This is a genomic window from Pseudoalteromonas sp. S4492, assembly GCF_005886115.1.
Classification (GTDB): domain Bacteria; phylum Pseudomonadota; class Gammaproteobacteria; order Enterobacterales; family Alteromonadaceae; genus Pseudoalteromonas; species Pseudoalteromonas gelatinilytica.
The window spans coordinates 1-15,375 of sequence record NZ_PNCP01000007.1; the positions used below are offsets into that span (position 1 = coordinate 1).

Consider the following 15,375-nt stretch of genomic DNA (forward strand, 5'->3'; position numbering starts at 1 on the left):
CCCCTTTCTAACTTTCCCCTCGCTAACTTTACTCTCGCTAACTCCTCCCCTGTAAACCCCCTTTACAGTCAAAATGTGAGTAACTCCTTACATACACTTTTCAAATATCGGACATTAATCCAAAAGCAGTTAGTAAAAAATCGGTTTATAGCCAAAATCAGTAACTTGAGTTAGTAAAAAATCGGTTTGTGCCGCTAAAAACCTAGCTTCAGTTAGTAAAATTTTGGTTTGTAAGGGTGTTGAGTTGGTAAAAAATCGGTTTATGGCTTGAGTGAGTTAATAAAAAATCGGTTTATAAATCGCTAGATTCTACAAAACAGCATTAAATTGCCGTTTATATGAGCCAATTTTAACCATTCTAGAGGCTGTAATCGGGCAATAAGCCCCAAATTAAGGCTTATAAGGCAGAGGTAGTTAAATCCTGATCTAAAATTCTTAGGCTGGTAAATGTGTGATCTGTATTTTTATAAAGCTAGTAAATGGCTGATCCAAGACTTGGTTAAAGAGTGATCCGAGATGCGAGACGCGAGATGCGAGATGCGAGGTGCGAGATACAAGGTGCGAGATGCGAAATACGAGAAGTGAGATACGAGATACGAGGTAGCAGATTATACATCACGTCCTAGAATCTAGAGCCTAGCGCCTGATGACGCGGGGTAAACCCGCTGCTACAAATAGGTGTGAAACGAGTCTGATGGCTGACGGCTGAAAGCTGATGGCTACAAATGAAAAAGGGCCCGAAGGCCCCTAACAACATTATTGAATAGCTATAAAGGAAATTACAACTTGGTTAGAACTGGTTCATGGTATTTGCTTCACCACCGGCTTTAAGCGCATTTTCACCAGAGAAGTACTCTTTATGAGTATCACCAATGTTTGAACCTGCTAGGTCTTGGTGTTTCACTGATGCTTGCTCACGGCGGATTTCTTGACGTTGTACGTCGCGAACATACGCTAGCATGCCTAGGTCGCCGAAATAGCCTTCTGATAGAATATCAGTGCTTAGGGCCGCTGTATGGTAAGTTGGTAGCGTGATTAGGTGGTGGAAGATACCCGCTTCACGTGCACCATCTCTTTGGAAGTTTTGTACAAGTACGTCTGCTGCCGCTGCAAGCTCTGTGTCATCCATTTCTGGCGCCATTAATGCCTTATTGTCATCGATGCTTGGGTAAGCTGATAGGTCTTTACCTTGCTCTTGCCACTCAGCAAATACTTGCTGACGGAATTTAAGTGTCCAGTTGAATGACGGTGAGTTGTTGTATACCAGCTTAGCATTGGGTACTTGCTCTTTAACGCGGTTAACAAGCTCAGCGATTTGTTTAACGTTTGGTTTTTCTGTTTCAATCCACAGTAAGTCTGCACCTGATTGTAAGCTAGTTACACAGTCTAGAACTACGCGGTCTTTCTCTGTGCCTTCACGGAACTGGTATAAACCATTATCTAAACGTGTTGGTTTGCACAGCTGACCATTCAGCTTCATTGCTGTGTCGCCTTCGTTTAAGTCATCCACACTGTTTACTGGTGTTGTTTCAAGGAACGACGTGTATTGGCTAGCAAGGTCGCCAGGTGTTTTAGATACAGGCACTTTTTGAGTTAGGCTTGCACCTAATGAGTCAGTACGAGCAACGATAATACCGTTATCAATACCAAGCTCTAAGAATGCGTAACGAACAGCGTTAATTTTTGCTAGGAAATCTTCATGCGGTACAGTTACTTTACCAGCTTGGTGACCACATTGTTTTGCGTCAGATACTTGGTTCTCGATTTGGATAGCACATGCACCTGCTTCAATCATCTTTTTAGCCAGTAGGTAAGTTGCTTCTTCGTTACCGAAACCCGCATCGATATCAGCAATAATTGGCACAACATGGCTTTCGAAGTTATCGATTTTATTTAGTACTGCTTGAACATCACCGCCGTTTGCTTTCGCTTCGTCTAGGTCTTTGTAAAGGTGGTCAAGTTCACGTGCATCAGCTTGCTTTAAGAAAGTGTAGATTTCTTCGATTAGCGCTGGAACAGATGTTTTTTCATGCATACTTTGGTCAGGTAATGGACCAAACTCAGAGCGAAGTGCCGCAACCATCCAGCCACTTAGGTATACATAGCTGCGTTTGGTTGTTTTGTTATGACGTTTAATTGCCATCATCATTTGCTGTGCAGTGAAACCATGCCAACAACCTAATGATTGTGTGTATTGGCTGTGGTCAGCATCGTAAGCTGCCATGTCTGCACGCATAATGTCTGCAGTGTATTGAGCAATGTCTAGACCCGTACGAAAACGGTTTTGTAAGCGCATACGGCTTGCGTATTCTGGGTTGATTGACTGCCACGTTTTGCCTTGTGTTTGACATAAAGTAGCTAGGTTATCTGTTTCGCGTTGATATGTTGTCATAATAAAAATCCTTCGAACGGGTTATCTATTTTTTGTTAGTGAGAGTGGCTACTTGGCGTTTGCTTCGTAGCGCTTAATTCAACATTAGGCGGATTTTTTGGATTTAGTAAATTTATAGTTGTTATTGCCACTATATTTTTAGTGAATGGTAAATAGCCTGCTTATTAGCCTTTTTTACGATATGGTTGAACCATGAATGATCAAATTAAGCTCGTTTAAAGGACATTATTATGACCACTCTCTCACTTAACGGTTTAAGCGTTGATCAACAACTTGCACAGTTTGTTGAACAGCAACTTTTACCTGGAACAGGCATTAGCACAGACACCTTTTGGCAAGGTTTTGCTGATATCGTCAATGAACTAACGCCAATCAATCGTGCACTTTTAGAAAAACGCGAACAACTACAAGCTAAGATTGATGACTATCACAAGCAGCAGCCGGTATGGGATGCAACTAACTATCAAGCATTCCTTGAAGAGATTGGCTACCTCGTTCCTGAACCCGCTAGCTTCAGTATAGAAACAGAGCAAGTAGAGCCTGAAATCGCAAGCACTGCAGGGCCGCAGCTCGTGGTGCCAGTAAGCAATGCTCGCTTTGCCTTAAATGCAGCAAATGCTCGCTGGGGCTCACTGTATGATGCGCTATACGGCACAGACGTATTAAGCGATGATGACGGCGCTGAGAAAGGCTCGACGTACAACCCTGTGCGTGGCTTTAAAGTTATGGCTTATGCTCGCCAGTTCCTTGATAAAGCCCTGCCTTTAGCAAATGGCTCACACATCGAAAGCACCAGCTATGCAGTGGTTAATAATGAGCTTTTAATCACATTACGAGATAGTAGTCAGGTTCGCCTAGCAGACCCTGAACAACTGATTGGTTACCAAGGTGAAGCGCAAAATCCAAGCGCTATCTTATTGAAAAATAATGGCTTACATATTGAGCTGCAAATAGACCATCACCACCCAATAGGCCAAGCAGATAAAGCAGGTCTTAAAGATGTACTACTAGAAGCAGCCCTGACAACGATTATGGACTGTGAAGATTCCGTTGCTGCCGTTGATGCCGAAGACAAAGTAAACGTCTATCAAAACTGGCTTGGTTTAATGCAAGGAAACCTTGTAGAAGCATTTAACAAAGAAGGTAAAACCATTGAGCGTCGTTTAGCAGAAGATCGCCAATATCAAGGTGTAAATGGCGAAACAATCACACTAAAAGGCCGCAGCATGATGTTTGTGCGTAATGTTGGCCACTTAATGACTAACCCTGCAATCCAAGATAGTGAAGGCAATGACGTGTTTGAAGGCATTATGGACGCCATTATCACTAGCACCGCAGCACTTCATGACTTAAAAGGCACAGGCAGCCTTAAAAATTCAACGGCCAATAGCATTAATATTGTTAAGCCCAAAATGCATGGCCCAGAAGAAGTGGCATTCACTAATACCCTATTTACCCGCGTTGAGCAGCTGCTAGGCTTGCCTGCAAACACCATTAAAATGGGTATTATGGATGAAGAACGCCGCACTTCAGCTAACTTAAAAGCCTGTATTTTCGAGGCTAAAAACCGTGTTGTATTCATCAATACCGGTTTCTTAGACCGTACTGGTGACGAAATTCATACTTCAATGCAAGCAGGTGTGGTATTGCCAAAAGGCGCTATTAAACTTGAGCCTTGGATCAGCGCATACGAAGACCGCAACGTTGATATTGGCTTAGCTACAGGCCTCAGTGGTAAAGCACAAATTGGTAAAGGTATGTGGCCAATGCCAGATAAAATGGCGTTAATGATGGAACAAAAAAGTGGTCACCCGAAAAGTGGTGCAAATACCGCATGGGTGCCCTCTCCTACTGCTGCAACGCTGCATGCAATGCATTATCACGATATTGATGTATTTGCTTGCCAAAAAGCGCTTATGGACCGTAAAGAAGCAAGCCTTACCAGCTTACTCACTCCACCGCTTATGAAAGATGCCAGCAGCTTAAGCAAAGAAGATATTCAAGCCGAACTTGATAACAACGCACAGGGTATTTTAGGTTATGTTGTGCGTTGGATTGACCAAGGTATTGGCTGCTCAAAAGTACCAGACATTAACCATGTCGGTTTAATGGAAGACCGCGCCACACTGCGTATTTCAAGCCAACACATGGCCAATTGGCTGTATCATGGCGTTTGCTCTGAAGAGCAAATTAGAAAAACCATGGCACGCATGGCGAAAGTTGTTGATGGACAAAATGAAGGTGATCCGGCTTACAAAAATATGGCTGATTCAGCCGAAACTTTAGCACAAAGTGTTGCTTATCAAGCTGCATTAGCCCTTGTATTAGAGGGAGCTAAACAACCTAGTGGCTATACTGAACCATTATTGCATGCGTTCCGTATAAAGTATAAATCGCTTAATTAGCCACTCGGTTTGAACTCCCCTTCGAGTTTCATGTGTCGTTCATAGCAGCCTAAGGGCTGCTTTTTTTTGACTAATATCAATTGAACTCATAACGACAGTGAATACTCACCATTCATGACATAATAAAAATCTATTAAAAAAGGGGCATTTGTTACCAAATGCCCCTTTTTACGTACTAATATGTACTAATTTTTTAAAAATTAGTTTTTGACAATCGCATTGTGATAAACATTTTGCACGTCATCACAGTCATCAAGCATAGAAATAAACTTTTCAAAGTTTGCGATATCATCTGGATCAGTGATGTCTGTATGAACTTGTGGAACAAACGTGATTTCGTCTACTTCAAAGTTAATACCTTCAAATGCTTCTTCAAGGGCTGTTTTTGCTTTGTAGTACTCTGTGTGAGGAGCGAATACTGACACTTTGCCGTCTTCTACTTCTACATCTGTTACGTCTACATCAGCCATCATTAGCGCTTCTAGTACCACTTCGTCGTCTTCGCCAGCAAAACCTAAAACAGCTAAGTGGTCGAACATATGCGCTACACAACCCGGTGTACCAATTTTTGAATCTGTTTTAGTAAACGGTAAACGTACATCTTTGATAGTACGGTTAGGGTTATCAGTTAAACAGTCAACAATAACCATACAGTTACCTGGGCCGTAGCCTTCGTAACGTGCTGGAGAATAATCTTCCCCTGCTCCACCGGCCGCTTTTTTAATCGCATTGTCGATTACGTGTGCTGGAACTTGGTCTCTTTTCGCACGCTCAATAATACGCTTTAGCGCTTGGTTTACTTCTGGATCTGGTTCGCCATTTTTAGCAACAACGTAGATTTCTTTACCGTACTTAGAATTTACTTTAGTTTTTGCATTGGCTGTTTTAGCCATGGCGTTTTTGCGGACTTCAAATGCTCTGCCCATCTTATGCCTCTATGAATACATTTGATAATTGCCGATATTTTAGCAACTCATGACCGCTTGGGCTAGTACTAGGACATTTTGAAAAATAAAAAACTAACAATAAATCTCAGGAAAAATAAAAAACAAAGCTATTTAACATAACGCCTTATTTTCTTGAAAAGAGCCAACTAAAGTAGGCAGTTCTGAAAAATGGTGCAACACATAATCAGCTTGATTCGCATATTCAGGAATTTGATCTGGTGCATATAAGCAAGCTCGCATATTGGCATTATGCGCAGCCTGAATATCAAATAGGTAATCGCCGACATAAAGTAACTCTGATTGGTCAAGTTCCCATAATGTTGCAATTGCATTCAGGGCACTTGGATCAGGCTTAGCTGGCGCATCAGAGCGAGTCAGTACAGTTTCTATTGGTAAGGGGTTATTTTTTAATTTAATTGCTGCTGCACGGTCGTAGTTGCGAGTAACAATCGCCATCGGAATGTTATTTTCTTTCAGTCTGGTAATCGCCTCTGCAACGCCTGGCAATAAATGAGCGTGCTGTGCATCAATTAGCTCATGCTGATGAACGATATTCATCGCTTCTTCGCGCATGTAAGGCGAAGGTAACGAAGCAATATGCGCCAGTAAATCGCTGTCAAGAGGACAGCCGACCTGCGCTTTGATGAGTGAAAAATCTAACTCCGATGAAACCAAAGTACCATCTAAGTCAAAGATTACGCCACGAATATTGTTGTCATGGATAGTCATATAAATCCCTGTATATGAGAATTGGGAAAATGTTGATGCCCATTAATAAGATAGTTTACGAAATGGGTTAATTAAAGGATCAAAGGATTAAAAAAGCGACTTTTTTAATCCTTTTGGATTGGTATTACTCTGGATTTACCGACTCAAATCTAGCTTCAAGCCAGGTATCATCTTGGCTAAAGGTCAGTGTTTTTACCTTACCTTTACCTTCAATATTAACCATATTCACTTGTGTTGGCCAAAGGTCGCGTAGTGCTCCGTTGCTCATCCGAATGCCATGAATTCCCTCAGGGATCGTGACTTCTTGATAAACCCAAAAGAATTTACCATCAACTTGTGCACCGACTTCTTTCAACTCAAGAGGCTTGCCATCTAAAGTTTGTAGAGCAATATGTGACTCAACATAATCAGCAAAACGCTTTTGGTCTTCTTTATTACTTAAGATATCAGCGTTGCCGTCAAACAAATGGTCGACGGCGTGCTCTGTATCGTGTAAATAAAAACGATGCATCAGCTCTATGTTGTTGGTGCGTTTATTAAACAGCACCGTTGTCACAGATGCTTTTAACTGGTGCGCCATGGTTGGCGCACTCAGTAACAAAGCAAAAATAATCGCTGCAAAGCGCATTATTTTTGCTCCTGGGCATCTTTATCGTCGTCATTTTTCAGTTCAGTTTTAATATCTTGCATGATATCGCGGCTGACTTTCGCTTTACTCTTCTCACGTTTGTACACTTCGATACGCGATGGAATAATACGACGCGGGTAATTGTTGTTTTCGACATCAACATCCGCTGTTTCCCAGCGTGGATCGACTGTTACAGACACCAAGTTTTTACCTTTTTCTGTAACAATGAGCTTTTGTACATGCTTGTGATTACGACGCCAGATTTCAGCAGGAATGTACTGCTCTTCTTTCGTACCATCTTCATAAGTAAGCTCAAGTAAGATAGGCATGACTAAGCCACCTAAGTTTGAGAACTCAAGTACGTAGTAGTTTTTATCTTCTTTAATTGCACGCTCAAACGTTTTACGCTCCCAAGGCTCTAAACCTTTAAGGAATTTGTTATACGCGTTGCGCTCTTTATTAGTTACCGTAAAGCGGTCGTTTTCGTCATAGAAGTCAGTTACATCTGGGTTTTCTTCAACCCACAGTTTTTTACCTTCTTCTTTATTACGTTTTACGAATAACGGCATTGGCTTGTCAGCTTCGATATCACGTAAACGATTAAAGTCGATATCAGGGTTTTTAGTATCTAAACGCAGTTGGTAAACCTTGTCTAGCGAGATATCAACGTGATCTGTGGTGTAGAACCAACCACGCCAGAACCAATCTAGGTCAACACCTGACGCTTCTTCCATAGTACGGAAGAAATCTGCAGGAGTAGGGCGTTTATACTTCCAACGCTGTGCATATTCTTTGAATGCAAAGTCGAATAATTCACGGCCAAGGATCACTTCACGTAAAATGTTAAGTGCAGCAGCTGGCTTAGTATAAGCATTCGGACCTAAACGTAATACGCTGTCTGACTGTGTCATAACTGGCACTTGGTTTTCAGACTTCATGTAATCAACAACATCGCGAGGCTCAACACCCCAAGGAATTGTGTGGTCCCATTCACGACCAGCAACACCATCTAAGAAGCTGTTTAGACCTTCATCCATCCACGTCCATTGACGTTCATCAGAGTTAACCACCATAGGGAAGTAAATGTGACCTACTTCGTGGATAACAACGCCGATTAAGAAGCGTTTTTCTGCTTGAGAATAAGTTCGAGTACCATCGTCTTGTAGGTCAGTACGCGGACCATTGAAGGTGATCATTGGGTATTCCATACCACCTACAGGGCCATTTACAGACTGGGCCACAGGGTAAGGGTAGTCAAACGAGAAGCGCGAATACACTTGCATTGTATGAACAACAGCTTCGGTAGAATATTTCTTCCAAAGGTCGCCACCTTCTTTCGGGTAGAAAGACATCGCCATTACTAACGGCTGATCTTTACCACCTTGATGATAGCCTTTTGCATCCCACATAAATTTACGTGAAGACGCCCACGCAAAGTCACGTACGTTTTCAGCTTTAAAGTGCCATGTTTTTGTTTTGTCTGTGCCTTCTTTCTCGTTTTCTAACGCTTCTTCTTCAGTCACGATGAAAACAGGACGTTTAGCATCTTCAGCTTGCTCAAGGCGCTTACGCTGTGTGCTCGTCAGAACGCTGCTTGGGTTATCAAGTTTACCCGTTGCCGATACGATGTGGTCAGCAGGTACGGTTAACTCAACATCATAGTTACCAAATTCAAGCGTAAACTCACCACTGCCTAAGAAGGCTTTGTTCGTCCATGCTTCATAATCTGTGTATGCAGCAAGACGAGGGAACCACTGTGCTAATAAGAAGATATCGTTGCCATCTTCTTCAAAGTGTTCATAACCTGAACGTGCACCAACGGCATCTTCTTCAACAATGTTAAAGGCGAAGTCCATGCTGAACTCAACGTCTTTACCCGGTTTAAGTGGCTTGTTAAGGTCAATACGCATTAAGGTATCGACGACAGTAACTTTAAGCTCTTTTCCGTCTTCGTCTTTAACATTGGCGATTTGATATCCCAGCTCGTTGTCGGCCATGAATTGCTGACGACGTAACTGACCTAAGCTCAATTTAGTTTCTTTAGGCTGAGGGTCACCTTGCAATGTTTTACCATTGAAAGTAGATGTCATTTCAGCAATTGAGTCAGATTTAAAGATATTTTGGTCTAGTTGTAACCAAAGATACTTTAACGTGTGCGGCGAGTTATTTTTGTATTCGATAGTTTGGCTTGCTGTTAAGCGGCGTTTCTTTTCATCAAGCTTTGCATCAATGTCGTAGTTTACTTGCTGTTGCCAGTAATGTTCAGCGGGCTCACCGGCTGCACTACGATATACGTTTGGAGTTGGAAGTGCTTCATCTAGCTGACGGAACTTGTCAACGAATGAGCCTTTAGTTTGCTCAACAGATGACGCCATGACAGCTGAAGATACTGCTAAAGGCAATACCAAAGCACTCAACTTAAGAACTGCTTTTTTCATTGTTAATCCTGTAATTAATTTGCCAGCGTACCATCGCAAACTGCTAACAAAGTTGCAATAAAATAACGATAAAGTGCGGGATTTTTCAGGTAGTATTCAGCACATCTAAGCGAGCCAATTTTTTTCAGTGAATTCGCCTTAAATAAAGTCCTGTAAAGGGGGTTTACAAAACACTGGTTAATTTTAGTTCAGCACTAATTCATCCCAAAGTATTACAGTTAATAAGTAGATACTCTGCTTAAATTCTAGTTAATGATGAAAGGGTGATTAGATGAAGTTTTATATTGTAAAAAAAGACTCTCGTTTAGCAGCCATTCCTGCTCAAGAATCAATTCTAAACGAGTACAAAGAACGCGGATTTGAATTTGTCGAGGTCATTGCAGCCTGCGATGAGTCAGATGCATTATCTCGTACATCTCCTGGTGTAAATGGGTCTAAAAAATGGCTAATTTACCCGACTACACTGGTAATTTTATCCTTAATTGCCATTATTTTTGCAATAAATTAAATTTTGCGACATTTGCTATTGAAATTTACTGCCATTTGTATTTAAAATCGCCCACTTTTTTGATTTTGGGGTCTGCGAAGCATGAATTTAAACCCCAAAATGTTTGGTAATCAGCATAGAATTCGGTGAGCGTATGGATTTCTATATCCTAAAAAAACAACAAGAACTAATTGCAATTCCAGCGGACGAACAAAATTGTAAACAGTACCTAGATTCAGGGTATTTTTATATCGACAAAGTAGCGGCATGTAATGAAACAAATGCCCTTAAGATTTTACAAGCTAAGCAAACTAAAGCGCTTAAAGTACCTATGATAATGGCATTGTTAGCTTTGCCAATGGTGGTTTTTGCTTGGTATAGCTTAAGTTAACAAACCAGGCTGGGCATCTTGGCTCAGCTTAGGTATATTGACGCTCTTAATAAATAATAAGAGCGTTTAATGAAAGTCCTTCATACATCTGATTGGCATTTAGGCCAACAATTCTACGAGCATTCCCGATTCGATGAGCATCAAGCATTTCTAGCTTGGTTAACCGATACGCTTGTGTCAGAGAAGATTGACTTACTACTGGTTGCGGGTGACATTTATCATACGGCAACACCTCCTGCCAGCGCAGAAAACCAACTCTACCAATTTATTAAAACCACTAAGCAGCATTGCCCTGACTTACACATAGTGATTATTGCTGGCAACCATGATTCAGCAAATCGTATTATGGCGGCAAAGCCTTTATTGGCTCAGTTTGATACCTATGTTGTTGGCCGCTTTGATAGCAATGCTCCTCATGAAGTGGTACTGCCAATCAGCACAAAAAACGGCGATGCGAATGTTGTTGCCATGCCATTTTTACGTAGCAGCGATTTAAGCAGCTATAACCGCCAACAAGAGCAACCGTTAAGTTACAACCAAGCCGTTGCCCTTGCTTACAAAGATGCATTACAAGCAGCAAACGAATTACCTAACGCGCCATTAATTGCTATGGGCCACCTGCATGCAAAAGGCGGAGACATCTCATCTGATTCTGAACGTAACTTAGTTATTGGTGGTGAAGATGCGATATCGGCAAGCATATTTACTGATCAACCTGATTATGTCGCGCTAGGGCATCTTCATAAGGCTCAAACCGTCGCGAAGAAAGAGACCATTCGCTACAGTGGCACGCCAATGCCGATGTCATTTTCTGAAAGACGCTATCAGCATCAAGTTGTGCTAGTCGAGCTTAGTGACTCAGGTACTTCTGTAAACCCCCTTTACATTCCTAGCTTTTGTAAAGTTATGTTGCTACCAGAAAAAGACTGCGTACCACTGAACGAACTCTGTGAGCTTATAAAACAGCTCGATTTAACAGATGAAGATTTAGCGCCATACCTGCGGGTTAAATTGAGCGCCCATGACACTGACACCACTTTCAGAGAGCAAATAGAACAAGCCCTTGAAGGTAAGCAGGTTAAGTTTTGTGGTATTGAAAGGGTGCGTCAGCAGAGCAGCCAGCAAGACGATGAACAAACCCTATTTGAAGATGTCTCGCAAATTGAAGCGCTAAACCCACACTCACTTTTAGAGCAAGCATTTGCAAACAATAAAGATATGGCAGGGCAGGCGGTGCCAAAAGAGCTAGAAGGTATACTAAGCCAAGTGATCGATGAATTGAATGCAGAGGACCTACTATGAAAATTTTAGCGATTCGTGTTCATCAACTCGCCTCTATCTTAGACGCCGAAGTCGACTTTAGCGCTTCGCCTTTAAAAGAAGCAGGGTTGTTTGCCATCACCGGTGATACCGGCGCGGGTAAAAGCACATTACTCGATGCCATTTGCTTAGCGCTTTATAACAAAACAGCAAGATTACGCGGCGATACTGGCAATAAAATTGACTTTAACGGCGACAATATCAAACTCAATGACTCGCGTAATTTATTACGCCGCGGAGCAGGGCAGGGCTTTGCTGAAGTCGACTTTGTTGGCCAAGATAAACAACAGTACCGAGCAAGGTTAAGCTTTAGCCGAGCGCGAAATCGCGCTGACGGAAAATTACAACCCGCACAACATAGCCTGTATTCATTACCTGATGAAACCCTAATCGCCGATCGAAGCGCGGCAGGGAAAGAAATCGAGCGTATTATCGGTTTAAGCTTTGAGCAGTTCTCACGCGCTGTGCTGCTTGCGCAACATGAATTTGCTGCGTTTTTAAAAGCAACCGGAGATGAGCGTGCGCAATTACTTGAGTGTTTAACAGGCACCGATAAATTTAGCCGTATTGGTCAGCGAATTTTTGAACGCCATCGTGAACAGCTGCAAGCATTAGAGCAGTTAAAGTTAAGTTTAAGTAACTATCAGGTTTTAAGTCCTGAACAGGTCGAAACGAAACAAACAGAACAAAAAGCGCTTGAGGCTAAACTTGCTGACTTACAAAAACAAATAAAACAATTTGAACAGTACCAAGCGTGGTACAAGCAAGCATCTCAGCAGCAGCAACAGCTGAACCAAGCTGAGCAAGCAAAGCAAGAGTTACAGCAGCAAATGCACGCGCTTGCTGAAAAAGCCACTGAAGCGAAACAAGCTCAGCAATGCCTAGAAATAAAAGATAACCGTGAACGCGTCACTACGATTACTGCTCAACATGGGCAACTTATCAAAAACCGTGAGCAGCTTTTAAACGTTGACCATAAAACACTAATCAAAGACGCTGAGCAAACGCTTGAAAAGCAAACCGCGCAACTAAACCAAGCAAAGCAAGCACAAAAAGACGCGCAACCTATTATTAACCAAGCCCGTGAGTTAGATAAGCAACTTGCCGTATTAAACCAGCAAGCAGCGGCGCAAAAAGTACAAGCTGGTAAAGCGAAACACCATCATCAAGAGCTGACTAATACACTAAATAGCCATAAAGCCGAGCAGCAAAAACAGCTAGAGCAACAAGCGCAAATCAATGGCTATTTAGAAACACACGCACAATGGCAACCATTAGCGAAAGATTGGTCATTCTATAAAAGTGAGTTAAGCCGCTTTAGCCAGCAACAGCACACAATTAGCAAATCACAGCAAAACGTAAAGTCTCTTCAGCCTAAGATTGATGAGCAGCAAGCAGCTGCGCAGCAGTGTAAAACTCAATACCAAGCCCTTGAGCAAGAAATTAAGCGCCTAAATAAGCAAGATACTGCCTTTAAATCGAGTTTAAACACCCAATCAATGGCGGATATTGATGCGGGGCTTGAGGCGATTAAACACCTGATTGAAAAGCGCCAAGTATGGCAAACTAATCATCAGCAGTTAAAAAATTGGCAAACCCAGCTAAACACATTAAGCCAAACTGAGCAGCAACTACAAACAGCATTAAAAGATGCGCAGCAAGGGGCAGAGCAAGCACAGCAGCAGGTTTCGTTTTGTGAGCAAAACTTACAGCAAGTGCAGTTAAGAGCCAGTGAAGGGGTCAGCCAGTTACGTGCCACTTTAAAAGCAGGGGAGCCGTGCGCGGTTTGTGGCTCAAAAGAGCACCCCTTTATGCATGAAGAAATGGTTAACGAGCAATTTAGTCAACTTATTAACGACTTTACCAACCAATTAACTAACGCCAAACAGCACTTAAAAGCTCAGCAAGCATTACAGCAAGCTAAAAGTAATGAGCTGGCGGCATGCAGCCAACAGATAAGCTCGTTAACTGGGCAAATCTCAGAACTGAGCGCTCAACAGCAGAGCCTCAAAGAAACCATGGCAGCTAATCGTACTGAGCTAAATGATTTAACCGAAGATCAGTTAAACGAGCGTCAGCAACAGCTAAGCTTGCAAAAACAGCAGTACTACAAAACCCTTGAACAACAACAACAGCTGCAAAACACGCTTTCGGCTAAGCAAGCTGAGTATAATCAGCAAGGGCAAGCGCTACATAGCAAAGAGCAGCAGTTAAACGAATTACAGCAACAGCTGAATAATCAGCAAACACGTTTAAATGAGCTCAATGATGAGCATCAGCAGCTTTATACGACACTGAATCAACAGTTCACCAGTGCACCTTGGTGGCAGGCACTCAATACACAAAACACTTCTTTAGAGAACATTGCTGAGCACGTTGAGGCTTATCAAGCTTCGCTGCAAACGGCGGATGAACTTAAAACGAACTTAAAAGCCATTGAGCAGCATCTTGCGCATGTAACGCCACAGCTTAACGAAGCACATACCTCTTTAACTCAGTACAACGAGCAACTAAGCCAAACTCAAAACGAATTAACGCAGATACAATCAAAGCGCGAGGGCTTATTGAGTAACGCAGCGATTTCGGTAGATGAGTTTATTGCTGAGCTTGAAAAGGCGATAGATTCAGCGCAGCAAGCACTACAACTTGCCCAGACAACCCATAATAATGCGGTGAAGGCGCGTGACGAACAAGCCATTCAAATCGCCAATATTGACGAGCGTGAAAAAGAGCTCACCGCTGAACAATCGGCACTTAATGAGCGCTTTAGTCTGTGGTTTAACGATTTTAAAGCGCAGCACCCAAGCTTAGATGAGCAAGCCGTTAGTCAGCTATTAACGATAAACCCCGCTGAAATCAAACAAACTCTGGCAGATTACCACACCGCCGAGAGTAGTTTAAAAGATGCTGAGGCTCTTTTAAAACAACGACAGCAGGCTTTGGCTCAGCATCAAAAAGATAAGCCAGCTCTCGGTGAAGATGAGCTGCGAACACAGCTTAATCGAGCCACAGAGCAACAAGTGCAAACAAATAACGCATTATTGCAAGTTGCAACGGAGCTTAAAACCCATCAACAAAATAGCCAAGCACTTGAAGATAAACAAAAGCTATTAGTTGAGCAGCAAAAAAGCTATGAGCACTGGCATTTACTCAATAAGGTGCTCGGGGATGCCAGCGGCAAAACCATGCGTAATTTAGCGCAAACGCAAACCTTAAAAATACTGCTGCACTACGCGAATAGTCACTTACAGACACTAAATAAACGCTATAAATTAACAGCCATAGGGCAAACGCTCGATATCGCTATTATCGATAAAGACATGGCCGATGAGCAGCGCTCTGTTAATACATTATCTGGCGGTGAGTCATTTTTAGTGTCGTTAGCACTGGCGCTAGGGCTTGCCTCGTTGTCGTCGAATAAAGTGCAAATAAACTCTTTGTTTATCGACGAAGGGTTTGGTACGTTGGACAGTGAAACGTTAAGCATCGCGATGGATGCTCTTGATTCTCTACAAGCACAAGGCCGCAAAGTAGGAGTTATTTCTCACGTATCAGAAATGACCGAACGCGTTGCCACGCAAGTGCATGTAGCGAAAAAACCAGGTGGTTATTCGACCATCTCAGTTATTTAAAGGATT

General features: G+C 42.4%; 10 protein-coding genes. 5 read left to right on the plus strand and 5 right to left on the minus strand.

The window, feature by feature from the left end:
- Positions 1-790 precede the first annotated feature (790 nt).
- Positions 791-2,392 (minus strand): isocitrate lyase, encoded by a 1,602-nt coding sequence (locus CWC28_RS03030; RefSeq protein ID WP_105180592.1) that lies wholly within the window; start codon positions 2,390-2,392, stop codon positions 791-793.
- Between the two features lie 230 nt (positions 2,393-2,622).
- On the opposite strand from CWC28_RS03030, the gene CWC28_RS03035 reads away from it, so the two are divergent.
- Entirely contained in the window at positions 2,623-4,797 is a 2,175-nt protein-coding gene (locus tag CWC28_RS03035; protein ID WP_063703866.1) for a malate synthase G, read from the plus strand.
- Positions 4,798-4,997: 200 nt separating this feature from the next.
- On the opposite strand, the gene CWC28_RS03040 is transcribed toward CWC28_RS03035, so the two are convergent.
- The 4 genes from CWC28_RS03040 to CWC28_RS03055 all read right to left on the minus strand — a co-directional run bounded on the left by CWC28_RS03040 (position 4,998) and on the right by CWC28_RS03055 (position 9,539).
- On the minus strand, positions 4,998-5,723 hold the full coding sequence (locus tag CWC28_RS03040) for a YebC/PmpR family DNA-binding transcriptional regulator (RefSeq protein ID WP_063703863.1): 726 nt from the start codon (positions 5,721-5,723) through the stop codon (positions 4,998-5,000).
- A 132-nt stretch (positions 5,724-5,855) separates the two neighbouring features.
- Positions 5,856-6,473, minus strand: coding sequence for an HAD family hydrolase (locus CWC28_RS03045; protein WP_063703861.1), 618 nt, complete (start codon positions 6,471-6,473; stop codon positions 5,856-5,858).
- 124 nt (positions 6,474-6,597) lie between these two features.
- Positions 6,598-7,101, minus strand: coding sequence for a DUF6702 family protein (locus CWC28_RS03050; protein ID WP_063703858.1), 504 nt, complete (start codon positions 7,099-7,101; stop codon positions 6,598-6,600).
- A complete protein-coding gene (locus CWC28_RS03055; protein ID WP_063703856.1) occupies positions 7,101-9,539 on the minus strand; it encodes a M1 family metallopeptidase in 2,439 nt (812 codons plus the stop codon). The genes CWC28_RS03050 and CWC28_RS03055 overlap by 1 nt, the downstream gene beginning before the upstream one ends.
- 271 nt (positions 9,540-9,810) lie before the next feature.
- Between CWC28_RS03055 and CWC28_RS03060 the strand changes: the two genes are divergently transcribed.
- The 4 genes from CWC28_RS03060 (at position 9,811) to CWC28_RS03075 (ending at position 15,369) form a co-directional block, all read left to right on the plus strand.
- The gene (locus tag CWC28_RS03060) at positions 9,811-10,047 is read left to right on the plus strand and encodes a hypothetical protein (RefSeq protein WP_063703853.1); all 237 of its coding nucleotides are present in this window, start codon (positions 9,811-9,813) and stop codon (positions 10,045-10,047) included.
- Positions 10,048-10,180: 133 nt separating this feature from the next.
- Positions 10,181-10,417 (plus strand): hypothetical protein, encoded by a 237-nt coding sequence (locus CWC28_RS03065; RefSeq protein WP_054553375.1) that lies wholly within the window; start codon positions 10,181-10,183, stop codon positions 10,415-10,417.
- A gap of 69 nt (positions 10,418-10,486) precedes the next feature.
- Positions 10,487-11,719, plus strand: coding sequence for an exonuclease SbcCD subunit D C-terminal domain-containing protein (locus tag CWC28_RS03070; RefSeq protein WP_138624718.1), 1,233 nt, complete (start codon positions 10,487-10,489; stop codon positions 11,717-11,719).
- Positions 11,716-15,369, plus strand: a complete 3,654-nt coding sequence (locus tag CWC28_RS03075) for an SbcC/MukB-like Walker B domain-containing protein (RefSeq protein ID WP_138624719.1) — start codon at positions 11,716-11,718, stop codon at positions 15,367-15,369. The genes CWC28_RS03070 and CWC28_RS03075 overlap by 4 nt, the downstream gene beginning before the upstream one ends.
- The last annotated feature ends 6 nt before the right edge of the window (positions 15,370-15,375 follow it).